Origin of the sequence: Pallidibacillus pasinlerensis (genome assembly GCF_009996845.1) — a bacterium.
Classification (GTDB): domain Bacteria; phylum Bacillota; class Bacilli; order Bacillales; family Caldibacillaceae; genus Pallidibacillus; species Pallidibacillus pasinlerensis.
This window is the reverse complement of sequence record NZ_JAACYS010000051.1, coordinates 1-24,816: the sequence shown is the minus strand read 5'-3', so window position 1 is coordinate 24,816 and position 24,816 is coordinate 1. Positions and strand designations below refer to the sequence as shown.

Genomic DNA, 24,816 nt, shown 5'->3' with positions numbered 1-24,816 from the left:
TTGTTTGTCATTCTTTATCTGCCACCTACTTTCAATTCCCAAAACCAAACAGAACACATTTAAAAAAATATTAAGCACCTAATGTCTTTTTAATTGCTTCTAGCACCCGGTCAGCTTGGAATGGTTTAACGATAAAGTCTTTCGCACCTGCTTGGATTGCATCAATGACCATCGCTTGTTGTCCCATAGCTGAACACATAACAACTTTAGCATCTGGATCATATTCACGAATCATTCTTAATGCAGCAATACCATCAACTTCAGGCATTGTAATATCCATCGTCACTAAATCTGGTTGTAACTCTTTATATTTTTCAACAGCTTGAGCACCGTCAGCTGCTTCGCCAACAACTTCAAAGCCATTTTTCACAAGTATATCTTTAATCATCATTCGCATGAATGAAGCATCATCAACGATTAAAATTCGATTTCCCATTTTATTTCCTCCCTAACTAATTAATTCATGTTTTTAATTCTCTCTTGTTGACTTAAAATATCAGTAATACGAACACCGAAGTTTTCATCAATTACGACAACTTCACCTTTAGCAATTAACTTATTATTTACTAAAATATCAACCGGCTCACCTGCGAGTTTATCTAGTTCTATAATAGATCCTGGTGATAGTTCAAGAATTTCTTTTACAACTTTAGCTGTTCTACCTAATTCTACTGTCACTTGAAGTGGAATATCAAACAACATATTTAAATTCCTTGGTGTTTCAGTAGGGGTAGATGCAGTGCCAAAATCAGCAAATTTAGCAGGTTGAACATTTTTAATCGGCTGTTGTTTCGGTTGATTTTGAACAGTTGGTTCTTGGAAATAATCCATTTGATTTGGCTGATGAGTGTATTGCCCTTGTCCAACATCGGGTTGAATTGTATTCTGTTTTTCTTCTTGATTTAAATCTATTTTGTAATTAGCCATCTCATTATCCTCATCATGAATAACTTCAACTTCCTTTTCTTCTAACACGGTGCTTGTTGCCTCATTTTGTGTTGAATCTACTAAATCATTTACTAATTGTTTAGCAAAAGGAATTGTAAATAACTGCATGATGGATGAGTTGATTAATTCCCCAACTTTTAAACTAAAAGATACTTTTACAATATAGTCATCATCAGGTAATTGTTCAGTTCCTTTTCCTTCAGGTAAATTTAGTAGGTCAAGGGTTGGTGGTGAGATATCAACTCGCTTTTGAAACACTGTTGACATACTCGTTGCTGCATTACCCATCATTTGATTCATTGCTTCTTGAACTGCACTAAGTTGGAGGTCATTTATTTCTTCATTAACATTTTCACCAGTTCCTCCAAGCATTAGGTCCGCGATAATACTTGCATCAGATTGCTTTATTACAAGGAGATTCCTACCTGAAAATCCAGTAGTATAGTCGACAGAAATAGCAATATAGGGTTTAGGAAATTCATCCTCAAGTTGATCCTGTTTAATAATTGTTACTTTTGGTGTCGTAATCTCAACTTTTTGATTAAGTAATGTTGATAATGCTGTTGCTGAACTACCAAAAGATATGTTACCAATTTCTCCTAAAGCGTCTTTTTCAAATGAACTTAATAACTCCTCATCTGTTTTATTATTGTGATTAGCTTTATCCTCTTTTTCATCCATTTCATCAAAAGATCCATTTAACAATGCATCAATTTCTTCTTGGGAAAGCATTCCATCATTCATTTAACTCTTCTCCCTCCTCTTCAATGTAGTCAAGTATTTGAATAGCTAAATTTTTATTAACTTTCCCTGGTTGACCATAATATTTTGGTACATCTTTAACTTTGATGGTCAATGGTTCATTAATATTTTTATTTAATTCAATACAATCCCCAATTGATAGTTGCAGAAACTCTTCGATTGTAATTTCTGAGTTTCCTAATTCAGCAATAATTGGTAATTTACTATGTTTTAATTGGGTTTGAATTGCTTGAGCATTTTCAGGGTTTTCAGTTTTCTTTTCCGTCTGCATCCAATAACTTACAGAAAGTTTTGGAATGATTGGTTCCAGCACAATGTGTGGAATACAAATATTAATCATGCCACTTGTATCACCTATTACCGTATTTAACGAAATAACAACAACGGTTTCATTCGGTGAGACGACTTGTAAAAACTGTGGGTTTACTTCAAAACTTTGCATTTTAGGTTCAATATCAATGACCGTTTCCCATGCATCTTTCAAACATTCAAATGCCGATTTATATAAATTCGCCATTAGCTCTTCTTCTATATCCGTTAATTGGTCAATTTTATTGACACTTGTTCCAGAACCACCTAGAACCCGATCCAACATTGCGTATGCAATATTCGGATTTATTTCAATTAACATATTCCCTTCCAAAGGCGTTAACTCATATAAATATAACATCGTCATTTTTTGTATTGAACGAACAAATTCTTCATAGGGTAATTGGTCTGCACTTGTAACCGAAACTTGTACATATGTCCGAAGTTTGGCAGATAAATGAGTCGTAAGCAGTCTAGCTAAATTCTCATGAATTCTTGTCAGACTACGAATTTGTTCTTTTGAAAAACGAAGAGCTCGTTTAAAATCATATGTTTTAACTTTGTCTTTTTTTTCTTCTTTTATTTCATCAGCACTTAACTCTCCGGTTGATAAGGCAGAAAGTAAGGCGTCTATCTCACTTTGGGATAATATATCTTCAGATGGCATGTATTCTCACCTCCAGCCATCAATAAAAAATTGATGAACTCTCTTCAAACCATGATTTTTTAAATAAATTATTGAATAATTGCAGATGTTATATAAACTTGTTCAACTTTTCCTTCATCTAATAAAGAATTAAAGGCTGACTTTAATAGTTCTTCTAATTTAATTTTCCCTTCAGTTCCTTCTAAATCTTCTGCTTCCATACCTGATAACTGTTTTATAATTGTATTATTGACTTGGAAGTCGCGTTTCTCTAACTCTTCTTTTGCTTTTTTACTATCAGTTTGAATTGTAAAAGCAATACGAATAAAATGATTGCTTGCAAGATTTGTTGTTAGCTCAGGTATTTCTAAAGAATTTGCTACAATTACATCTACAGAAGGCTCGTCTTCAGCACTTTCTAAACTTCTTTGATAGAAAAGATAAAGACCAGCAGCGAGTAAAATAATTACTATTGTCATGGAAATGATTAAAAATTTAACGCCTTTATTCATCGCGATCCTCCTGTTCCTGCTGATCAATCGTTATTAATTGAACACTTCGGAAAAATTCCATTGTTTTTTTAACGACTGTCTCTTCGTTTTCTTTCACTACATACCTTTTCCCATTTGTTAATAGTATTGTAGTATCGGGAAAGGATTCAATCGTCTCAACTAGTAAAGCATTTAAATAAAAGGTTTTACCGTTAAGTCTAGTTAATTTTATCACAGCAACCTCCTAAACGCTTTTAGTATTTATTTGGGAAATACTAGAGAGAATAAAACTCTCTCTAGTGTTATATTAGAAAATTAACGTTTTAAGTTTACAATTTCTTGTAAAATTTCATCTGAAGTAGTGATAATTCTTGAGTTAGATTGGAACGCTCTTTGTGCAACGATCATTTCTGTAAATTCTTCTGTTAGATCAACGTTAGACATTTCAAGTTTTCCGCTTTCGATACTACCGAAACCAGGTCCGCCATTACCGAATACTGGGGCACCAGAGTTTTCTGAAACATTAAATAGATTGCCACCAATTTTCGTTAAACCTTCTGGGTTGTTAAATCTAGCCAAGGCAAGGCTTGCGATTGTACGAACGGAACCGTCACTATATTGAGCAATAAAATCACCTGTACCGCTGATGCTGTATTCTTGAAGTTCGGCGACTGCTGGTTGGAAAACAAACTCCCTATTACTTGTTGCGTTTAGTTTTGAAAAATCAATTTTAAAACTCTCATACTTACCATCGCCATTTACATCAATGTTAAATGGGAACTCATCTAAATTATTACTAACCCCATTAATACTTACTAAATCACCAGTGATATTATCAAAACTCAATTCTAATGTAGCAGGTGTTATTGCACTGGTAGTATGTGATAAATTAACTGTCCATTTTGTTATAGAATCAGTCCTTTCACCTTGTACAAAATCCAGTCCAATATTGAATGGAGTTGGTCCATCTGTTACTAAAATAGAAGTTAAATCAGGATCTCCTGGGGCATCGTTTTCTGTAGGATCCTCATATAATAATGAACCGCTTAAAGTTATCTTATTTGAACCCGCACCATTTATATTAATAACAGTATCTTTTACTGATGTAACGTTATTGAAATCTAAGTCTAAAACTACTTCAACGGTACCACCTCGACCATCATCTAATTGTAATGCAAAACTTCCAGAATTAACTTTTTCACCATTAACACTAATAAATGAAAATTCTCCAGTAGTACTATTGAAAGAAATGTTAAAATTGGTTAAAGTTGTACCATTTTCAGTTAATTGAACATCCCATGTATTGCCTGTACCCTTAGTAAATTGAAAATTAATAGAATGTTCTTGAAGGTTGTTATCATAAACAGTTTGGTTAAAATTAATTGGACTTTTTGTCTCATCTAAATTTCCTATTAATCCGAAAGTATTGGATAAAATATTTTTCGGTACTTGTATATTACTTAATGTATTATCAAAAGAATCATATGCAAGAACAAAGTTCCCATCAGAATTAACTAAATAACCTTGTTCGTCTAAATAAAAGTTTCCAGCACGAGTGTAGTAATTATTTGCTCCATTTCTTACAACAAAATAACCGTCTCCACCTGAAATCGCTAAGTCAAGTACACGACCTGTAGTTTGTAAACTACCTTCTGTAAAGACTGTGTCAATGGATGCTGTTTCTACTCCTAGACCAACTTGTTGGGCGTTTTTACCACCTAAAGTTGCTGAAGGTCCGGATGCTGTACTGATTGTTTGGCTGATTGCATCTTTAAATGTAACCCTACCTTTTTTAAAACCATGTGTGTTAACATTGGCAATGTTATTACCAATTACATCGAGTTTCGTTTGCATATTTTTCATACCGCTAATTCCAGAGTATAAAGATCGTAACATATTTAAAACTCCTTTCAATTTTATGTAAGTTCGCTGCATCTGTCGGTCCGCAAGCGAAAGGCTTCCTTATCGGTCCAGCCCTAAATAATAATCGTACCATTTATATTGGTAAAAATTTGTGATTCCGCTTCATTACGGTCCATTGCTGTAATCACTGTTTTATTTTGAGCACTAACAATGAGCGCTGCATTATCTAATAAAACGAGGGATTCTTTTACACCCTTTTGTTTTGCTTCATTTAACTTGGCATCGATTTTATTCCATTTTTCCGAACTAATCTCGATGTTCCGCTGTTCGATCCGATATTTCGCATGTTTACTTATCTTTAATTTACTCTCACTCGCAATCGCATCACTTAAATGACTCGCAAAACCATTATTCGTTTTTACCAGTTGATTTTGCCTGACCGTAATCGTTTTTTCAAAACCTAGAGGCGGAATAAATGGCTTATGAATGTTCATCGCAATCATCCTTATCCTTTAAGTTCAATTAAGCCAACTCGATTGAAATAATTTGATCATCTGTCAGTTTAGTTTTATCTTCATCATTTAAATTAAAATAAATTCGACCATCTTTTCTTGACACAGATTCAACGATGGCAGATTTAATTTCATCCTCAAAGTTCCAGCTAACCAATTTTCCAATTAACAGACTTGCTGATACAATTGAATTTGAATTAATCTCACTTGAGTCAGTTGAGATACCTTTTATATGTTCTAATGTGATTTCTACCCCATTATCTAAAGTAAATATAGGTCCATCTGTAGAAAAACTAATTCCTTGGATAATGTTTTTACCACTGATAACATTAGGTGCAGCCTCAGGATTTTCTGGATCAATAATAATTTCTTCCCATTCAACTGCTTGTCCTAATAACTGATTATATGAAAATAATTGTTGGCTTTTCTGACTCTCTACTAACTTTTGCAACGTTTGGTTCATTTGCATCATTTGTTCCAGTTCAGAAAAAGTTGCCATTTGGGAAATAAATTCCGTATCTTGCATTGGATTTGCTGGATCTTGATGTTGTAACTGAGTAATTAATATTTTCAAGAATGCATCTTGACCGAGCGTATTATTATTTTTTTGTTTCGCTTCTTTTTGTAACGACGGTAAATATAAATCCGAATTAATTATATTTGTCATACTATCACCTAAACTTCATAGTTTACTAATGTTTCCTGAAGAGTGTCTGAAAACTTATCTCGGCCTTGTTCTTGTTGGTGTTTTTGTTCTTGTTTACCTTGATCTTTCGAATTCTCTTGATGATTAAAACGTTGTTGATCGTCTTGATACATTTGGGTTTCAATATCAATTCTTGTAACAGTAATATTTTGTTGAATAAATGCATGACGTAGACCTTGAATTTGTGAATCAAGAAGCTCTTTTGCCGTCTTACTTGTCGAAATGATTCTCGCAATCATTTCATTATTTTGTTGGACTAATTCAATTTTTAAAGAACCTAAATGTTCTGGTTTTAACTGAATTGTTAATTTTTGTAACTGTCCATTATTGATCAATTTCCCCTTATTAATAATGGATGCAAATTGTTGCACAAATCGCTCGTAAGTAACCGGTTTGTTTTGTTCATTAAGTAATGTTATTGAATCTAGTTTTTGTCCTGCTGTTGTATTAGAAAGTACATTCGTCACTCTATCATTTCCTAATATAGTGTCGTAATCCCCCTCTAATTGGGACGTAGTTACAAAACTATCACTTTCGTTATTTTGATTCCATCCTACTCCTAACTGCATTGTTTGTGTTGATGTTAAGACAGCTTTTTGGTCAATATTTTTTATTGGCACATATACAGATGGGAATTTTAGAACTTCGGATTGATCTCGGTTTTCAACGTTAGCATATGCCTGTTTTAACACAGCTTCATTAGCTAATATGTTTCGTAATTGTTGAAGAACCTTCTCAAAAACGATTCGGTCTTCTGAAGTTACTCTATTGAACAATTCACTGTTCGAACTAAACTTTTCAACAAGAACTTTGAGCGTTTTAAAAAGCTGTTGAAATTGTATGTAATTGTTTTGTTTAACCGTATTTGTTAATTCTTGTTGTTGTAAAAATACATTTGTTAAGTCTACCTGCGACAAAATCGAAAGGAAGTCCATAAAAAATTCTTGACTATCATCAAGTTGTTCAAAGTTAACTAATTCCATTGTTTGTAATAGTTCCGATATTTTATCATGCATATCTTCATGAACTACCGGTACTTGATCTAACAATGAAGTCAGAATAGACTTAATCGATGAAAAAAGTTCTTTTAAGGAATAATTGGGCTGTTGAAATAGTTGATCTAATAACTCATTTTTTCGATCAACCATTTCTGGCTCAGGTAATAAACTTTCAGATAAAAATTCCTTAACCATGTCTTCGATGTTTTCATTAAAATTTGCTATTGGTTCAATGGTTTCCTCTTGATTGTTTATTGTATGAGCATGTAATGCGTCTTGAAAAGAATGTTCTATGCTCCCACTCATACGACTACTTTTTGTTATCCCTTTTAGTGAGTTAGCATTTGATTGATTTAATAAAGGTAACACACTGTTCACATTTTCACCTCCTTTCAAAATGAGGAGTTGTTATTGTTGCAATTGCATTAATTTAGCTGTGAATTTTGCTGCATCTTCTGCCGGCATCTTTTCTAATATCGCTGCAACATTTTTTTCTCGCATACTACTTAAAATACTTAAAGCAGTAGATTCATCCATAGAAGTGAGAATAGCTGCTGCATTTTTAGGTTTCATATTTTCATATGTTTTTACAACAGAAATCCACTCTTCTTCTGTTGTTTCATCTGAACTGTCAGTTGTAGCTTCATTATTTAAATCATTTTCTAATTGGTCTTTTTCTTCTTTTAGCGCTTTGAGTTCTGCTTCTTTTTGTTCTAAAAGTAATTCAAGATCACTTATTTTAGCTTGTTCATCACTAAGCGTTGCTTTTAATTGATTAATTTGCCTTTGCAAATCTTCCGTCGTTAGAGCTGATTTATCACTTGAAAACAATGTTCCAATTACTGGTATACTTGAAGCCTCTTGAAAAATGTTTTTTCCTAAAATCGAAAAGGTTATAGTAATAACTAATAAAATAACTACAATCGGTAAGACAAATGCGAATAGGATCTTCTTTCCAATATTTGATCGTTTTTTCGTTTCATTTTCTACATCTTTTTTCATTGACCCTATTTCTCCCTCGCTACAATTTGCGTCGAAATTTCATCCATTATCTTATTGTCTTCAACAGCTATATGTTGTAAGTATTTTTCATACTCTTTATCTTTTATTTTTTCGAATTTTTTGACTTCAATATTTTTATCGATTAATCGTTTTTCTTCAAATTGCATATGATGACGTGCATGAATAACAAGGTTTTGATAATGGTCTATTTCTTTTTGCAAATTCATTAAGTACTTTTGATGAAATCTTATTTCTTGAATAGGCATTCCTGTCTGGATTTTATTCAATTGATGATTTTCTAGTTCTTCTTTTTTCTTCAATAATTCATACAGTTTTTCTGCAACTTCTTTAAACCTTTGAACAGCTTTATCATAAACAATCGCCTGCTGCTCCTTTTCGTTCTCACGTATTTCAAGTATTTTTCCGAATTTGTAAGTGAAACTCATTCCTATTCACCTGCAATTAATGATTTTAGAGCTTGTACACTTTCTTCAAAAGTTAATTTTTCATCCGTTGCTTGTTTTAAGAACGAAATTAAATGAGGATAATACTCAATCGCTGTATCAATTTCCTTTGAAGAACCTTTTTTATACGCTCCAATATTTATTAAGTCTTCCGATTGTAAGTACGTGTTTAATAAATCTCGAAACTTGGAGGCGGCTTCTAAATGGTTATTATCGACTAGCCCATTCATTAAACGACTAATACTTTTTAAAACATGAATAGCTGGATATTGACCTTTATTAGCTAAATTACGATCTAGGACGATATGACCATCTAAAATACCTCTTACTGTATCAGCAATCGGTTCATTTAAATCATCACCATCGACTAAAACTGTATAGAACGCAGTAATGGAACCGTACTCATTTGTTCCGGTCCGCTCAAGTAGTTTCGGTAATATAGAAAAAACTGATGGTGTATAGCCCTTTGTGGCTGGTGGTTCACCGACAGCCAAACCAACTTCACGTTGAGCCATCGCTATACGGGTTACAGAGTCCATCATTAACATGACATTAAGCCCTTTATTTCGGAAATATTCAGCGATTGCCGTTGCAGTATACGCACCTTTAATCCGCATTAATGCAGGTTGATCACTTGTTGCTGCAACAACGATTGAACGTTTCAACCCCTCTTCACCTAAGTCACGTTCAATGAATTCCCGGACTTCCCTACCACGTTCACCGATAAGGGCAATGACGTTTAAATCTGCCTTTGTGTTTCTTGCAATCATACCGAGTAGTGTACTTTTTCCGACACCACTTCCAGCAAAAATCCCAACCCGTTGGCCTTTACCGACTGTTAATAAACTATCAATCGTTCTAACACCGACTTCTAAAATTTCACTAATCGGTGGGCGACTTAATGGATTGGGTGGTTCGTGATCTGTTGCCCATCGTTGCAAGTTTTCTGGTAATGGTGTACCATCCATAGGTTTTCCTAGTGAATCAACTACTTTTCCGACCAGACCATCGCCAACTTTTATTTCTAATGATCTTCCAGTACCTTCTACAACCCATCCTGGAGCGATATCGTTTACTTCATTGTAGGGCATAATAAATACACTGTTGTCATTAAAGCCAACAACTTCACCTATAATCCCTTTTTCTTTACAACTATTTTTCGGGTAAATATAGCAAATATCACCGATTGAGCTTTTCGGTCCTTTTGCTTCAATCAAGATGCCAACAACTTTTGTAACACTACCGTAATGCTTGTACGTATCTATAAAAGGGATTTCATCAATTAAATCAATAAGTTTCATTAATTATCACCATTTAAAATTTCAAAAAGTTTAATGCGAAGTTCATTTAGTTGACTATCTATACTTGCATCGATTCGCTCACCATCGGTTTCAATGATACATCCACCTTCAGTTAAGTTGACATCTGTATAAACAAAAATTTGGGCATCTCGAAAAATCGGAGATAAATATTCTTCTTTCTTATTTACGACAACTTCATATAAATTTGGATGAACAAGAATATTAATTTCTTTTCGATCCATCGTTTCAGTTATGGCTTTTTTTACGAGATTAATAAATTTATCAGGCTGTTCCGATAAAGTACTATTTAAGATTTTTTCGGCTGTTTTTAAACCGATATCAAGTATGACATGCTCTGATCTTTCTACTGATTGAGCAAACTCAATCTTTGCATTATCAACAATTGACTTAGCAAATTGAATTTGCTCTTCAACTTCTCGATATCCTTGTTCTTTACCTAATTGTATTCCTGCTTCAAAACCTTCTTTTTTTGCTTGTTCAAAAACTTGTCTTTTTTCTTCTTCTAAAGCTTGTCTTTCCAATTCAATTTGGTTTCTAATCTCTTCAGCTTGTTGTTTCGCAGCTAATAATATATTTTCAGCTTCTTCATATGCTCTGTTTACGTGTTCTTCATAAAGCGCTGTACCCGTTTCACGCTCAGATGTATCGGGATGACTATTATCTTGTTGTGGATTAAATAAACGGATTGAAATTATTTTCTCTCGTGAATGTTCGGCATAATTGCTTTTTATAACGTTAGACAATGATATCGTCACCCCCACCACGGGCTATAATAATTTCACCAGTTTCTTCTAATCGACGGATTACAGCTACGATGCGACCTTGTGCTTCTTCAACATCACGCAAGCGAACCGGTCCCATAACTTCCAGTTCTTCTTGGAATGTTTCACGCATACGAGTAGACATATTTTTAAAGACAACTTGTTTTACTTCATCACTTGCAACTTTTAGCGCAAGAATTAAATCTTCATTTTCACAATCGCGAATAACTAGTTGTATTGCACGGTTATCAAGGGTAACGATGTCTTCAAATACAAACATTCGTTTCTTAATTTCTTCAGCCAATTCAGGATCATTTTCAGCCAATTCATCAAGTATTGTACGCTCTGTTGCACGGTCAACTCCGTTTAATACATCAACAACAGCCTCGATACCACCCGTTTGCGTATAGTCTGCAGTAAAGGTTGCTGAAAGTTTTTGTTCCAAAATTTGTTCGACTTTATAAATAACATCTGGTGACGTACTATCCATTAAAGCAATTCTTCTTGCCACATCTGCTTGCATTTCTTCTGGTAAATTAGATAAAATTTGGGCCGCTTGGTTTGAATCAAGATATGAAAGTATTAATGCAATTGTCTGTGGATGTTCATTTTGAATAAAGTTTAATATTTGATTCGGATCAGCTTTTCTAGCAAAATCAAATGGTTTAACTTGCAATGATGATGTTAGTCTATTAATGATTGAAGCAGCTTGCTCTGCACCTAAAGCTTTTTCTAAAACCATTTTCGCATAGCCAATTCCGCCTTGAGAAATATAATCCTGAGCCATCACCAGATTATAAAATTCCTCCATTATTTCATCTTTCTTATCTGAACTTACATTTTTTATAGTAGAAATCTCTAATGTTAGTTTTTCAATTTCTTCTTCAGTTAAATGTTTATATATTTCTGCAGAAGCATCTGGACCAAGTGAAATAAGGAGGAGAGCTGCTTTTTGTTTTCCCGTTAATCCTTTTCTCGTCGCCAATATCAACCCTCCTAATCTTGCGATAACCAAGTACGCAATAATTTCGCAAATTCATCTGGTCGTTCTTTCGCCATTTTTTCCACTTGTTTTCTTCGAATTGTTTCTTCCGTTTCTTCTTGCTCTTCAATTAAGTCAGGGATGACTGTTGGCTCTTTCTCTTCTTCTTCGAGTTCATCATAATACTCATCTTCGTCACGTTTTCTTCTAATAACAAAGATTAATAGAACAATTATGATAACAACAAGAATAGCAATCACGATAAAACCCCATAATGGTATTTGAGATTGTACTTCTTCTGAACTTGTATCTTGTTTACCAAGAAACTCTTGGAAGGATACAGCTATTTTATTTTCAATTTCCGCATCGGTAAATTCATCGCCTTCATCACTTGTATCAATCGTTGTGCGGACAATTGTGCTCAATATTTCTGTAATATCTTCTTCTATATTAGCCGTCCCAACAGTAGGTTGTTCAGGTGGCTCTACAATTACTTGAATTCCTAAATCTTTAATTTTATATGGACTTTCTACAATTTCTTTTCGAATCCGGTTAACCTCATAATTAATTGTTTCTTCCGTATTCTCGTATTCACCGCTTCCTTGTGCTCCTTGAACATATGTTGCACCTAAAGCATCTGCTTGATCTTCGGCTTGAGGAACACCACCGGCACCTGCATTTTCACCTGTATATGTTTCTGAAAGTCTTTGCGCACTAATTGCAATTCCTTCCATGTTTTCTTCATCTACAGGCTCGACTAGATTTTCTTCTCTTTGTTCTTGAGTAAAATCAATGTCTGCCGTAACAGAAACGATAACAGAATCGTGTCCCATTAACATACCTAACATCCGTTGAACTTCACGTTGAATATCTTTTTCGATCTCTTTTTTCATATTATATTGAGATTCGATTAAATTACTTTGAGGATAATTTTCTCCATTTTTCAAGTCATAATAGTTAAAGTTTTGGTCCATTATGACGATATTATCAGTAGGTAAGTTTGGAACGGATTTTGAAACAAGAGTATATAAAGCTTTTATTTGACTTTCTGAGAAATTACTTCCCGGTTTAGTTGTAATTACAATAGATGCAGAAGCAGCTTCATTTTGATCTGCAACGAAGACTCCTTCTTTTGGAAGAGTAATCATTACATTGGCATCTTTTATACCATCAACGGTTTTTATTAAATTCGCTAGCTCAGTTTGCATAGCATCTAGTTTCATTACGTTAAACTCGTTGTCGGTCATACCGAGCCCTGCATTTTCACTAAAGAAAGAATAGTCTATGCTTCCTGATTCCGGAATTCCTTGCGCTGCTAATTCAACTAATAATGTATCTACTTGGTCTTCAGGAACTTTAATGGTTGTACCGTCATTCGTAATTTCTGATGGAATGCCCATACTATCCAAAGTTTCTTTTATACTTCCTGTTTCAGCAGGGGTTAAGTCACTATATAACGGAACCATATTTGTTCTAGTCATAAAAAAGAGAAGGACACTAATTAAAATTATTGCACCTAATATGGAACCGATGATAATCCCCTTTTGTTTGTTGGACTTACTTTGCCAAAATTCTTTTAGTTGATTTATATAGTTTTGTACAGTTGCATTCATTTATTTCTCTCTCCGTACAGTTGAATTCTTTTGTTCATAACAATTTAAAACTTGTACTAAATTATGCCTAGTTTCAATTAGATTTGCATGTTCATAATAGACTGATATGCTTCTACAACCTTATTACGAACTTGTAACGTTGTCTCTAACATAATAGAAGCCTTTTGCGATGCGATCATTACGTCATGTAACTGTACATTTTCACCATTAGCTAATTTTTCTGTTAAAATATCAGATTTAACTTGTGCATTATTCACTTCATTAATTGCACTTTTTAGCATATTGGAAAATGACTCTTGTACTTCAGCAGGTTTAACTCTCATATTTTCAGATGGTGTTATTTTTGTTGCTAATGCTTGTACAGATAATGGATTAATTGTCAACTAAATCTCTCCTCGTTTTAATTTAGGAATTTTTATTTTCCAATTTCAAGGGCTTTCATTAACATTGACTTAGATGCGTTAAAGGTAGTGACGTTCGCCTCGTAAGAACGGGTTGCACTTATTAAATCCACCATTTCTCTTAATGGATCAACATTTGGTAATTGTACATAACCTTCTTCATTTGCATCAGGATGATCAGGATTATAAACGAGTTTAAAAGGAGATTGGTCTTCGACAATTCTTGTCACTGCGACACCTTCACTAGCATTCGATTTTCCCATCGCCTTATTTAAGTAATTTGAAAAACTTCCGGTTTTCGGTTCAAGGACGACAGATTTTCTTTGGTATGGAACCCATTCTCCATTAACATAATTGGCTCTAGTTGTATCTGCATTAGCTATATTGGAAGAAATGACGTCCATCCGTAATCTTTGTGCTGTTAAGGCGCTTGCAGTTATATTTAAACTAGAAAACAAGATTATTGACCTCCTTTTATTACATTTTTCAACGTATTAAATTTACCGTTAATCCGTTCAATCATCGCATTGTAATAAATTTGATTATCCGCCATTTTCGCCATTTCATAATCCATATCGACACTGTTACCACTTTCATTATATTGAACATGTTTTTGCGTAATCGTTAAGGATTTTGTTGAAGATTGAAATGGGATGTGCTTTTGATGCGTTTGTTTTGCAGTTAAACCAGATTTTAATTCTTGATTTAAATATTTTTTAAACGGAACAACATCTTGTGCCTTATAATTTGGGGTATCAATGTTTGCAATATTATTTGAGATTGTTTTTTGTCTTAACGTTGAATAATCTAGTGCCCGTTCAAGCACATTAATCGTGTTTGAAAAAAGACTCATTCATATCGTCTCCTGATTTGAATATGTAATTAACTATTTAAATATATTTTCATTACAATATTATTCTAGCTGGAATAAAACTTGTTGTCTATAAAATTTGTGTCGAATTTTGTAGGCATTTAGTACTATTTCGTGAACATTTAGACTAATTTTCTTCATATTTTTCTAATATAAATATGAATTATTGATTACCTTTTTTATGAAATCATATCTTTTTCGACAATTATTGATTATATTCTATTTCATTTTACATCAATATTACGATTAGGACATACGAAACATAAAATTTACAAAAATTAGATGTGATTAGGCTAAGTGGAATAGTAATAAAAGCTAACATTTATCCTTTTCTCTATTTCTATTTCACTAACTTTTTTAATGAATACTTTTGTAATAAAGTTAAAAAAACATTAAATATATAAAACATAAACATTGATAATAGCAAATTTAAATCATGCTAAAAAACGAAAAAAGACTGCTCTATTGGATAAACCAATGAACAGCCTTTCCCAAAACATAATTATATATTTTATTGTGTTAAATTATGATCTAACTTTTTCTAACTCATCTAAGAATTTATCATTTAATACTTTAATGAAAGTACCTTTCATACCTAAAGAACGGGATTCGATTACGCCTGCACTTTCTAATTTACGTAGCGCATTTACGATTACTGAACGAGTAATTCCTACACGATCGGCAACTTTAGAAGCAACTAGTAAACCTTCTTTACCACCTAATTCTTCAAAGATATGCTCGATTGCTTCTAATTCACTGTAAGACAATGAACTAATCGCCATTTGTACAACTGCTTTACTACGTGCTTCTTCTTCAATTTCTTCAGCTTTTTCGCGTAAGATTTCCATACCGACAACTGTGGCACCGTATTCTGCTAAAATTAAATCGTCATTATTAAATTCTTCTTCAAGACGGGATACGATTAACGTGCCTAGACGTTCTCCACCACCATTGATTGGAACGATTGTAGTTAAGCCGTTTTGGAATAAATCTTTATTTTCTATAGGAAATACTGAATATTCGCTATTAATATCAATATTTGCAGTTGTTTCATTAATATTGAATAATTTTCTTGTGTATTCTTCAGGGAATTGACGTTCTTCAAGCATTTTTTTCATACGTTCATTTTCAATTTGTTGTGTAATTGCAAAACCTAATAATTTCCCTCTTCTAGATACAATATAAACATTCGCTTCGATTACATCGCGTAATGTTTCTGACATATCTTTAAAGTTTACCGCATTTCCACCTGTATTTTGTAACATTGCATTGATTTTTCTAGTTCTAGCTAATAATTCCATTGTAATTCCTCCTAAATGTATCAAATCTGTTTGTTATAATGTTTTTTCAAAAAATTTTTATAAAATATATTGACTTAGATCTTTATCTTGTACAATATCTTTAAGTTTTCTATCCACATAATCTGCATTAATTGTAATTTGACCATGTGGCATTTCCGGGGCTTCGAAGGATAAATCTTCAAGCAATTTTTCTAAAATTGTATGTAATCTTCGCGCACCGATATTATCTGTATTTTGGTTTACTTCGAAAGCAACTTCTGCGATTCTTTTAATAGCATCGTCAGAAAATTCTATTTTTATACCTTCAGTTTCCAATAATGCAATATATTGTTTAATTAATGCATTGTTCGGTTCCACTAGTATACGAACAAAATCTTCTACTTGCAGTTTTTCAAGTTCGACACGAATCGGGAAACGACCTTGTAATTCAGGGATTAAATCTGAAGGCTTCGCCATATGGAAAGCACCAGCAGCAATAAATAATATATGGTCAGTTTTAACAGGTCCATATTTAGTAACAACTGTTGATCCTTCTACTACTGGTAAGATATCTCTTTGGACCCCTTCCCGAGATACATCAGCTGAATTTGTTGAACCTTTGCTGGCAATTTTATCAATCTCATCAATAAAGATTATTCCAGCCTGTTCAGCACGATCAATTGCTTCCTGAACGACTTCGTCCATATCAATTAATTTATTTGCTTCTTCATTAATTAAAATATTACGAGCATCTTTGACAGGAAGTTTCCTTTTCTTTTTCTTTTTCGGCATTAAACTACTTAAAGCGTCTTGCATATTAATACCGATTTGGTCCATTCCAGCACCTTGGAAAAGGTCGAACATCGATGGAGCCTGTTCTTCAATTTCAATTGTAACGATTTCTTCTTCTAGTTCACCAGCAGCTAATTTTTCACGGACAATTCTCCGTTTTTCGGCTTTACTTAAATCTTCTTCGTCATTCTTTACTTCTTCATTCGTATCTGTAGTAGTTCCAAAAAGCATTTCAAACGGATTTTTAAAACTCGTCTGTTTATTCGCTGACGGAACTAGTAAATCAACTAAACGACGATTCGCATTTTCCTTAGCTTTTTCTTTTACTTCCGCCATTTTATCATTTTTAACAATTCGTACACTTGTTTCAACAAGATCACGAACCATCGATTCTACATCTCTACCTACATAACCAACTTCTGTAAATTTAGTTGCTTCTACTTTAACAAATGGTGCTTTAACTAATTTTGCAATACGACGTGCAATTTCGGTTTTACCAACACCAGTAGGCCCAATCATTAATATGTTTTTCGGCATAATTTCTTCGCGTAATTTTTCAGGTAGTAAACTACGACGATAACGATTACGCAACGCGACAGCGACAGCTCTTTTCGCTCCATTTTGACCAACAATATATTGATCAAGACGATCAACGATTTGACGAGGTGTTAATTCTAACGTAGTATTTTTCTCGCTCATTCCACCCACTCCTTTTCCGCTAAATGAAAAGCTTTATTAGATTTCCTCTACAATAATGTTATCGTTTGTAAACACGCAAATATCTGCTGCGATTTCTAAGGCTGATTTGGCAATATCTCTTGCGGTCATCGTATCTCCTGCATGTTGTTTTAGAGCCCGCCCTGCTGCAAGGGCATAATTACCACCGGAACCAATTGCTAATATACCATCATCTGGTTCAATGACTTCACCATTACCAGATACGAGTAACATATTTTTTTCATCCATAACAATAAGTAGTGCTTCTAATTTGTGCAATACTTTATCACGACGCCAAGATTTAGCTAATTCAACAGCTGCTCTTTGTAAGTTTCCGTTAAACTCTTCCAGTTTTCCTTCAAATAGTTCGTATAATGTAAAGGCATCAGCAACTGAACCAGCAAATCCTGCTAAAACTTTCCCATTAAACAATCTTCTTACTTTTCGAGCAGTATGTTTCATTACAACTTGATTTCCTAATGTTACTTGACCGTCACCAGCCATAGCACTATTACCGTTATGATGGATTGCAAAAATTGTTGTCGCATGAAATTGTTCCATATAAATCCTCCTTTTATTTAAGCACGAGGATGATGTGCCTTATATATCTTTTTTAAGTGATCTTTTGTCACATGGGTATATACTTGGGTAGCGGAAACGGATGAATGCCCAAGTAATTCTTGTACAGTTCTTAAATCTGCCCCATTATTCAAAAGATGTGTTGCAAATGAATGTCTTATCATATGAGGATGGATTCGTTTATTTGTTCCCGCCTTTTCTATAAGTTGATTAAAAATATAATGTATTCCTCTCGTTGTTAGCGGAGTACCTTTTTGATTTACAAACAAATACGGATGAACCTTATCTTTTATTAGCTCTTTCCTACCATTATTAATATATGTATGTAAAGCCTCGTGTGCGTAATGACCAAATGGGACATATCGTTCTTTTTTTCCTTTTCCGCTTACTAAAATCACGGATGATGAGAAGTCTATGTCAGTTAACTTAATGTTTGCACACTCACTTACCCGTATTCCTGTCGCATACATTACTTCTAATAAAGCTTTATTTCTTTGCCCAGCAGGTGTTGATGTATCAACGGATTTAAATAGTACGTCCAATTCTTCTTCATAAAAAAAATCTGGGAGCTTTTTTTCCAGTTTTGGTGAAGAAACTTGGGCAAAAGGGTTAGTATCGAGGATTGACTCCCGTAATAGATATTTATAAAAAGTACGAACGCTTGAAATTTTTCGTGAAATAGACTTCCTAGCATAATGATTTTCAAATAGCTTTGTAAGATAGATCCGAGCATCTTGAATCGTTACATCTGAAAGTTTCACTATTATTTGTTCATCCATGAACATAAAAAAATCTAAAATATCTTTTTTATAACTTTCTATTGTATGTTGCGAAAAATTTTTTTCGAGTTGCAAATATTCAATAAACTCCGTTAACAATACACTTCTATCTTTCATCTTTTCACCTCATTTAGGCACCTCTAAATAGTAGCACAAAGTTTTGAATATTGCAACATTAATCCGCTATAAATTCATAAATTTCAGAATTGTACTTAATCGACAACAAATTACCTTACATAACATTTGCCATAGCTATATTACATAATCCGACACGTTTTGTCCATTCGAAACCCTTATAAATTTTAAAAAATTTATAAACAAAAAAGAGAGTGAGTAATAAAACTCACTCTTGAGGTTCTTCTTTATAATCACATTCTGTACATTGAACTTGTACACCTTTTTTAAGCTTTTTCTCAACAAGTAAACGATCACATTTCGGACATGGGCGCGATACTGGTTTATCCCATGATACAAATTCACATTCTGGGTACTGACTACACCCGTAAAAGACCCGGCGCTTTTTCGATTTTCGTTCTACAACTTTCCCTTCTTTACAATGCGGACAAGTAACACCAATTTCTTTCAAAATTGCCTTCGTGTTACGACAATCCGGGAAATTACTACATGCCATAAACTTACCGTAGCGTCCCATCTTAAATACCATTGGATTACCGCATTTTTCACAATCTTCCCCTGCAGGCTCATCTTCGAATTCGATTTCTTCCATTTCTTTTTCTGCTATTTCCAAACGAACTTGAAAGTCTTTATAAAATTCATCAATAACTTTGACCCAATTTTCTTTCCCTTCTTCAATTTCATCTAGGTCTTTTTCCATTCTTGCAGTAAATTCTACATTAATAATTTCAGGGAAAAATTCCGATATAAGTTGTATGACTATTTCCCCTAATTCTGTAGGAATAAAACGACGATTTTCTAAAGCTACATAACCACGTCTTTGAATCGTATCTAAAGTTGGTGCATAAGTAGATGGCCGACCGATTCCTAACTCTTCTAAAGTTTTTACTAGGCGAGCTTCAGAATATCGTGGCGGTGGTTGTGTAAAATGCTGTTTTGGGTCAATGGATTCTGTTGTTACAGAATCACCTTCCTTCAAATCAGGTAGGATAGCATCTTTTTCTTCTTTATTGTCGTCAGAGCCTTCGACATACACTTTCATAAATCCAGGGAATTTTATTTTAGAACCATTAGCACGAAATACAATCGGTCCGTTTACTAAATCAACGGTCATCGTATCCATTACAGCAGGTGCCATTTGACTAGCAACAAATCTTTCCCAAATCAATTTATATAAACGGTATTGGTCTCGTGATAACGCACCTTTAACAGAAGCAGGAGTCCGATGTACACTTGTTGGTCGAATAGCCTCATGGGCATCTTGTACTTTTGCATTATTATTTTTCCGTTTAGCGGTTGATTTTTTTGTGTACTCTTCACCATAATCATTTAAAATATACTCTTGTGCTTCTTTTTGCGCTGTTTCTGAAATACGTGTAGAGTCCGTTCTCATGTACGTAATCAAACCAACTGTACCCTCTTTACCTAAATCAATTCCCTCATATAACTGTTGGGCAATCATCATTGTCTTTCTAGCCCTGAAGTTCAATTTTCTTGCCGCCTCTTGTTGTAATGAAGATGTAATGAAAGGTGGCGACGGATTACGTTTTCTTTCTTTCTTCGTAACCGACTGGACAGTGAATTTTTCCTCTTGAATTTGAGCTAAAACATTTTTAACTTCTTCTTCAGATTTTAATTCTTGTTTTTTATTATCGAGGGTATTAATCCCATGAAAACTCGCAGTAAAGGACTGTTTTTTATATTCAAACTGACCTGTAATAGTCCAATACTCTTCAGGTACAAAATTTTTAATTTCATTTTCCCGATCAATGATTAATTTTACAGCTACCGATTGAACACGTCCTGCACTTAAACCTTTTTTTACTTTTTTCCATAATAATGGACTTATTTTATAACCAACGAGTCTATCTAATATTCTTCTTGCTTGTTGGGCATCAACTAAATCCATATTAATTGGTCTTGGATGATTGAACGATTCTTTTACCGCGTCCTTTGTAATTTCATTAAATACAACTCGACAGTCGGAAGCTGTGTCTAAGTTCAATGAATGGGCTAAATGCCAAGCAATTGCTTCCCCTTCTCTATCCGGGTCGGCTGCTAGATATACTTTTTTTGCTTTTTTAGCTGCACTCTTTAATTCTTTCAATACAGGGCCTTTTCCCCGGATTGTAATATATTTCGGTTCAAAATTATGTTCTGTATCAACACCAATTTGACTTTTCGGTAGATCCCGAACGTGTCCCATCGATGCTTTCACTTTATATTTTTTTCCTAAGTAACGTTCAATTGTTTTTGCTTTAGCTGGTGATTCCACAATTACTAAATAATCTGACATGCTTATCCTCCTTAGAGGTCTCTCTTTCAATTACATTTATTCAAGAAACATCTTTATTTATATTTTTTTGAAATAAACTATCACTAATTATTAAAGGAAAAGATATGTTTTGTCAATAAGAAAACCTTTTCAATAATAAAATCATATGAATTTTTAACGAAATTGTGTTTTGTTTCTATTTGCATAGTGTATTCAAAAAAATTTTTTTCATACCATTTGTGTAGTATTTTTCGGTAATTCAGATAATATATCATCGATAGATTGAATAAGTTTTGCTCCTTGTTGAATAAGGAAATTCGTTCCTTTTGATGTGTCGGAAAAGATTGATCCAGGTACAGCAAAAACTTCCCTACCCTCATTTAAAGCAAAATCCGCCGTAATTAATGATCCACTTTTTTCTCGAGCCTCTATGACAATAGTTCCAACTGTTAAACCGCTAATTATTCGATTTCTTTCAGGAAAATTTGTCTTCTGAGGTTTTGTGTTTGGAGGATATTCAGATAGAAGTAAATGGGACTTCCCTATTATATTTGCGATTTGTTCATGATTTCGTGGATATATGTGGGAAAAGCCACTACCTAAAACTGCAATAGTTTGTCCTGTGTGCTCGATACAAGTTTGATGAGCAATAAAATCTATACCTTTAGCAAGTCCACTTACGATAGTAAATTTTTTCTTGACTAAACTACGAACAATTTCCTTCGTTGCTTGTACACCATAGTTACTCGGATTTCTCGTGCCTACGACAGCCAAACTCGCATTGTATAGCAATTCTATATCCCCTTTACAATAAAGAATAAGGGGTGGATTATATATTTGCTTTAATAAGTACGGGTAAATTTCATCTAAAATTGTTATGATTTGTATATTCATTTTTGCGTATTTTTCATATGTATTGGCTGGATCATTATTATGAATATCAAAATAAGTTACATCAATATATCGATTTGATATTTGAAAATAATATTGTAATTCATGTTTAGTCATTAAAAATATATCATGTAAGGTAGGGTCAAATTTCAACATTTTATATAGAGTCCTTGAACCAATACCACGACATTCATATAAATGGACTAAACGATATTTAGCTAAGGAACTTTCCATTAGTCAAACGCTCCTCCTATACATAATAGAATAAATAGAAGAAGATTTTAACCTCTTTCAAATTGAAACTCAATCGCGAACAAAAATATTTTTATGGGGCTGAAATTAATTCAGCCCCTTGAAAATACTACATTTAATGTGTTTTACATTTTTCATATAAACCTTTTTCTTTCAAAACATTTATTAACGTTTCACCAATTACTGCCGGTGTATCGGCAACTTTTATACCACATTCATTCATTACACGAATTTTTTCATCAGCCGTTCCTTTTCCACCAGAAATAATTGCACCAGCATGGCCCATACGTTTTCCTGGAGGGGCTGTTCGACCTCCGATGAAACCAACGACTGGTTTTTTCATATTTTCTTTAACCCACAATGCAGCCTCTTCTTCAGCTGTTCCACCGATTTCACCGATCATAATAACAGCATAAGTTTCCGGATCTTCGTTAAATTCTTTTAAAACATCAATGAAGTTTGTACCGTTTACAGGATCTCCCCCTATTCCAACAGCTGTTGATTGACCGATTCCAGCTTGCGTTAATTGATGAACTGCTTCATAAGTTAATGTACCAGAGCGGGATACAACCCCGATATGGCCTTTTTTATGTATGTATCCTGGCATAATACCGATTTTACATTCATCAGCTGTAATAACACCTGGGCAGTTCGGTCCAATTAAACGGGTCTTTTTCCCTTCCATATAACGTTTAACTTTTACCATATCAAGTACAGGAATATGTTCTGTTATACAAATAACTAAGTCTAACTCTGCATCCACCGCTTCAATAATTGCATCAGCTGCAAACGGAGCCGGTACATAAATAACGGATGCAGTTGCACCGGTAGCTTCTACCGCTTCAGAAACTGTGTTAAATACCGGTACTCCTTCAACTTCTGTACCACCTTTTCCAGGTGAAGTTCCACCGACAATTTTCGTACCATATTCTAACATTTGTTTTGTATGAAAAAGGGCGGTTTTACCTGTAATACCTTGTACAATAACTTTCGTATCCTTATCTACATAAACTCCCATGTTTACCCCTCACCTTCAAATAAATACATAACAATGTAAATCTATTAACTTAGGAAACTACTTTACAAGCTCAACAATTTTTTTGGCACCGTCAGCCATTGATTCAGCAGGTACAACATTAATACCAGACTCTTCTAAAATCTTTTTACCTAAATCAACGTTAGTTCCTTCAAGACGAACAACTAATGGAACAGATAATCCCACTTGTTTAGCTGCTTCAACTACACCGTTGGCAATAACATCACACTTCATAATGCCGCCGAAAATGTTTACAAAAATACCTTCAACTTTTGGATCAGATAAAATTATTTTAAATGCTTCCGTTACTTTTTCAGTTGTCGCACCGCCACCAACATCTAGGAAGTTTGCTGGTTCACCGCCATAATATTTAATAATATCCATTGTTGACATTGCTAAGCCAGCACCGTTTACCATACAACCGATATTTCCATCTAAAGAAACGTAACTTAAGTCATATTTAGATGCTTCGATTTCTTTTGGATCTTCTTCATCAAAATCACGAAGCTCCACAATATCAGAGTGACGATATAGAGCGTTTGCATCAAAGTTTAATTTTGCATCTAATGCCATAACATCTCCATCACCAGTTACAACAAGAGGGTTAATTTCCGCGATTGAGCAGTCTTTTTCCACAAAGACTTCATATAAACCAATCATGAATTTAACCGCTTTATTTACTAATTCATTTGGAATACCTAATTTAAAAGCAATTCGTCTTGCTTGGAATGGTGCAAGTCCTACTAATGGGTCAATTTCTTCTTTAAAAATCTTTTCTGGTGTTTTTTCGGCAACTTCTTCAATTTCAGTTCCACCTTCACTTGACGCCATTAGAACCACTCTAGAAATTGAACGATCTAAGACTAATCCAACATAATATTCTTGCTTTATGTCGCATCCTTCTTCAATAAGTAAACGTTTTACTTCTTTTCCTTCAGGACCTGTTTGATGCGTTACAAGTGTTTTTCCTAATAATTCTTCTGCGTATGTACGTACTTCATCAAGGTTTTTAGCAATTTTAACCCCGCCTGCTTTACCTCGACCACCAGCATGAATTTGTGCTTTTACGACAACAATGTCACTACCTAATTCTTTTGCAGCTTCAACAGCCTCTTCTACAGTAAAAGCAACTTTTCCATTTGGAACAGAAACACCTTTTTGTCTGAGGATTTCTTTTCCTTGATACTCATGAATATTCATTACCCATCCTCCTAATCTCCCTAAATAAAAAAATAACTGCGACTACATTTTATCCAATAGTTAAAATCTTGTCTACCTTTTTACAATTTTTTCTACTTTATGTAGCCCATTTCCTGCATAATTCAACACGGTTGTATAATTAGTAACATTTATAATTTCCTAACTATTTATTAACTATTATACTAATTTATCCAGACTTATCATAGCTTTTTACTAAAATATTATAAAA

At 33.8% G+C, this 24,816-nt stretch carries 26 protein-coding genes; all 26 read right to left on the bottom strand.

Going from position 1 to position 24,816, the window contains the following annotated elements; translation table 11 throughout:
* Positions 1-70: 70 nt before the first annotated feature.
* Positions 71-436 carry a response regulator gene (locus GW534_RS11060; RefSeq protein WP_161921078.1) on the bottom strand — a complete coding sequence of 122 codons (366 nt, stop codon included), beginning with the start codon at positions 434-436 and terminating at the stop codon, positions 71-73.
* A 20-nt stretch (positions 437-456) separates the two neighbouring features.
* A complete protein-coding gene (gene fliY, locus GW534_RS11055; protein ID WP_161921077.1) occupies positions 457-1,692 on the bottom strand; it encodes a flagellar motor switch phosphatase FliY in 1,236 nt (411 codons plus the stop codon).
* The gene (gene fliM, locus GW534_RS11050; protein WP_161921076.1) at positions 1,685-2,686 is read right to left on the bottom strand and encodes a flagellar motor switch protein FliM; all 1,002 of its coding nucleotides are present in this window, start codon (positions 2,684-2,686) and stop codon (positions 1,685-1,687) included. Before fliM ends, fliY begins: the two co-directional genes overlap by 8 nt.
* Positions 2,687-2,754: 68 nt before the next feature.
* The gene (gene fliL / locus GW534_RS11045; protein WP_161921075.1) at positions 2,755-3,177 is read right to left on the bottom strand and encodes a flagellar basal body-associated protein FliL; all 423 of its coding nucleotides are present in this window, start codon (positions 3,175-3,177) and stop codon (positions 2,755-2,757) included.
* Complete coding sequence (locus GW534_RS11040; protein ID WP_161921074.1) at positions 3,170-3,391, bottom strand: flagellar FlbD family protein; 222 nt, start codon at positions 3,389-3,391, stop codon at positions 3,170-3,172. Before GW534_RS11040 ends, fliL begins: the two co-directional genes overlap by 8 nt.
* 80 nt (positions 3,392-3,471) lie before the next feature.
* Positions 3,472-5,052, bottom strand: coding sequence for a flagellar hook protein FlgE (locus GW534_RS11035; RefSeq protein ID WP_161921073.1), 1,581 nt, complete (start codon positions 5,050-5,052; stop codon positions 3,472-3,474).
* 80 nt (positions 5,053-5,132) lie between these two features.
* Positions 5,133-5,513, bottom strand: a complete 381-nt coding sequence (locus GW534_RS11030) for a TIGR02530 family flagellar biosynthesis protein (RefSeq protein ID WP_407670466.1) — start codon at positions 5,511-5,513, stop codon at positions 5,133-5,135.
* A 28-nt stretch (positions 5,514-5,541) separates the two neighbouring features.
* Complete coding sequence (gene flgD / locus GW534_RS11025; RefSeq protein ID WP_161921071.1) at positions 5,542-6,198, bottom strand: flagellar hook assembly protein FlgD; 657 nt, start codon at positions 6,196-6,198, stop codon at positions 5,542-5,544.
* 8 nt (positions 6,199-6,206) lie between these two features.
* Complete coding sequence (locus GW534_RS16815; RefSeq protein WP_161921070.1) at positions 6,207-7,613, bottom strand: flagellar hook-length control protein FliK; 1,407 nt, start codon at positions 7,611-7,613, stop codon at positions 6,207-6,209.
* Between the two features lie 30 nt (positions 7,614-7,643).
* Positions 7,644-8,237, bottom strand: a complete 594-nt coding sequence (locus tag GW534_RS11015; protein WP_161921069.1) for a MotE family protein — start codon at positions 8,235-8,237, stop codon at positions 7,644-7,646.
* A 5-nt stretch (positions 8,238-8,242) separates the two neighbouring features.
* Positions 8,243-8,683 (bottom strand): flagellar export protein FliJ, encoded by a 441-nt coding sequence (gene fliJ / locus GW534_RS11010; RefSeq protein WP_161921068.1) that lies wholly within the window; start codon positions 8,681-8,683, stop codon positions 8,243-8,245.
* A 2-nt stretch (positions 8,684-8,685) separates the two neighbouring features.
* Entirely contained in the window at positions 8,686-10,002 is a 1,317-nt protein-coding gene (gene fliI, locus GW534_RS11005) for a flagellar protein export ATPase FliI (protein WP_161921067.1), read from the bottom strand.
* Entirely contained in the window at positions 10,002-10,766 is a 765-nt protein-coding gene (gene fliH, locus GW534_RS11000) for a flagellar assembly protein FliH (RefSeq protein WP_161921066.1), read from the bottom strand. The genes fliI and fliH overlap by 1 nt, the downstream gene beginning before the upstream one ends.
* Positions 10,759-11,769, bottom strand: coding sequence for a flagellar motor switch protein FliG (fliG, locus tag GW534_RS10995; protein ID WP_161921065.1), 1,011 nt, complete (start codon positions 11,767-11,769; stop codon positions 10,759-10,761). Before fliG ends, fliH begins: the two co-directional genes overlap by 8 nt.
* An 11-nt stretch (positions 11,770-11,780) precedes the next feature.
* Positions 11,781-13,379 (bottom strand): flagellar basal-body MS-ring/collar protein FliF, encoded by a 1,599-nt coding sequence (gene fliF, locus GW534_RS10990; RefSeq protein ID WP_161921064.1) that lies wholly within the window; start codon positions 13,377-13,379, stop codon positions 11,781-11,783.
* Positions 13,380-13,456: 77 nt separating this feature from the next.
* A complete protein-coding gene (gene fliE / locus GW534_RS10985; protein ID WP_246204095.1) occupies positions 13,457-13,702 on the bottom strand; it encodes a flagellar hook-basal body complex protein FliE in 246 nt (81 codons plus the stop codon).
* Positions 13,703-13,794: 92 nt separating this feature from the next.
* The gene (gene flgC, locus GW534_RS10980; protein ID WP_161921079.1) at positions 13,795-14,244 is read right to left on the bottom strand and encodes a flagellar basal body rod protein FlgC; all 450 of its coding nucleotides are present in this window, start codon (positions 14,242-14,244) and stop codon (positions 13,795-13,797) included.
* A complete protein-coding gene (gene flgB / locus GW534_RS10975; protein WP_161921063.1) occupies positions 14,241-14,633 on the bottom strand; it encodes a flagellar basal body rod protein FlgB in 393 nt (130 codons plus the stop codon). The genes flgC and flgB overlap by 4 nt, the downstream gene beginning before the upstream one ends.
* A 542-nt stretch (positions 14,634-15,175) precedes the next feature.
* Positions 15,176-15,952, bottom strand: coding sequence for a GTP-sensing pleiotropic transcriptional regulator CodY (gene codY / locus GW534_RS10970; RefSeq protein ID WP_161921062.1), 777 nt, complete (start codon positions 15,950-15,952; stop codon positions 15,176-15,178).
* Between the two features lie 57 nt (positions 15,953-16,009).
* On the bottom strand, positions 16,010-17,422 hold the full coding sequence (gene hslU, locus GW534_RS10965) for an HslU--HslV peptidase ATPase subunit (protein WP_161921061.1): 1,413 nt from the start codon (positions 17,420-17,422) through the stop codon (positions 16,010-16,012).
* Positions 17,423-17,458: 36 nt separating this feature from the next.
* Positions 17,459-18,001, bottom strand: coding sequence for an ATP-dependent protease subunit HslV (hslV, locus tag GW534_RS10960; protein ID WP_161921060.1), 543 nt, complete (start codon positions 17,999-18,001; stop codon positions 17,459-17,461).
* 17 nt (positions 18,002-18,018) lie between these two features.
* Positions 18,019-18,915, bottom strand: a complete 897-nt coding sequence (gene xerC, locus GW534_RS10955) for a tyrosine recombinase XerC (RefSeq protein WP_161921059.1) — start codon at positions 18,913-18,915, stop codon at positions 18,019-18,021.
* 226 nt (positions 18,916-19,141) lie between these two features.
* Positions 19,142-21,229, bottom strand: a complete 2,088-nt coding sequence (topA, locus tag GW534_RS10950; protein WP_161921058.1) for a type I DNA topoisomerase — start codon at positions 21,227-21,229, stop codon at positions 19,142-19,144.
* Between the two features lie 207 nt (positions 21,230-21,436).
* On the bottom strand, positions 21,437-22,333 hold the full coding sequence (dprA, locus tag GW534_RS10945) for a DNA-processing protein DprA (protein WP_161921057.1): 897 nt from the start codon (positions 22,331-22,333) through the stop codon (positions 21,437-21,439).
* Between the two features lie 133 nt (positions 22,334-22,466).
* Positions 22,467-23,369 carry a succinate--CoA ligase subunit alpha gene (gene sucD, locus GW534_RS10940; protein ID WP_161921056.1) on the bottom strand — a complete coding sequence of 301 codons (903 nt, stop codon included), beginning with the start codon at positions 23,367-23,369 and terminating at the stop codon, positions 22,467-22,469.
* A gap of 57 nt (positions 23,370-23,426) precedes the next feature.
* Positions 23,427-24,587, bottom strand: a complete 1,161-nt coding sequence (sucC, locus tag GW534_RS10935; protein ID WP_161921055.1) for an ADP-forming succinate--CoA ligase subunit beta — start codon at positions 24,585-24,587, stop codon at positions 23,427-23,429.
* Positions 24,588-24,816 lie beyond the last annotated feature (229 nt).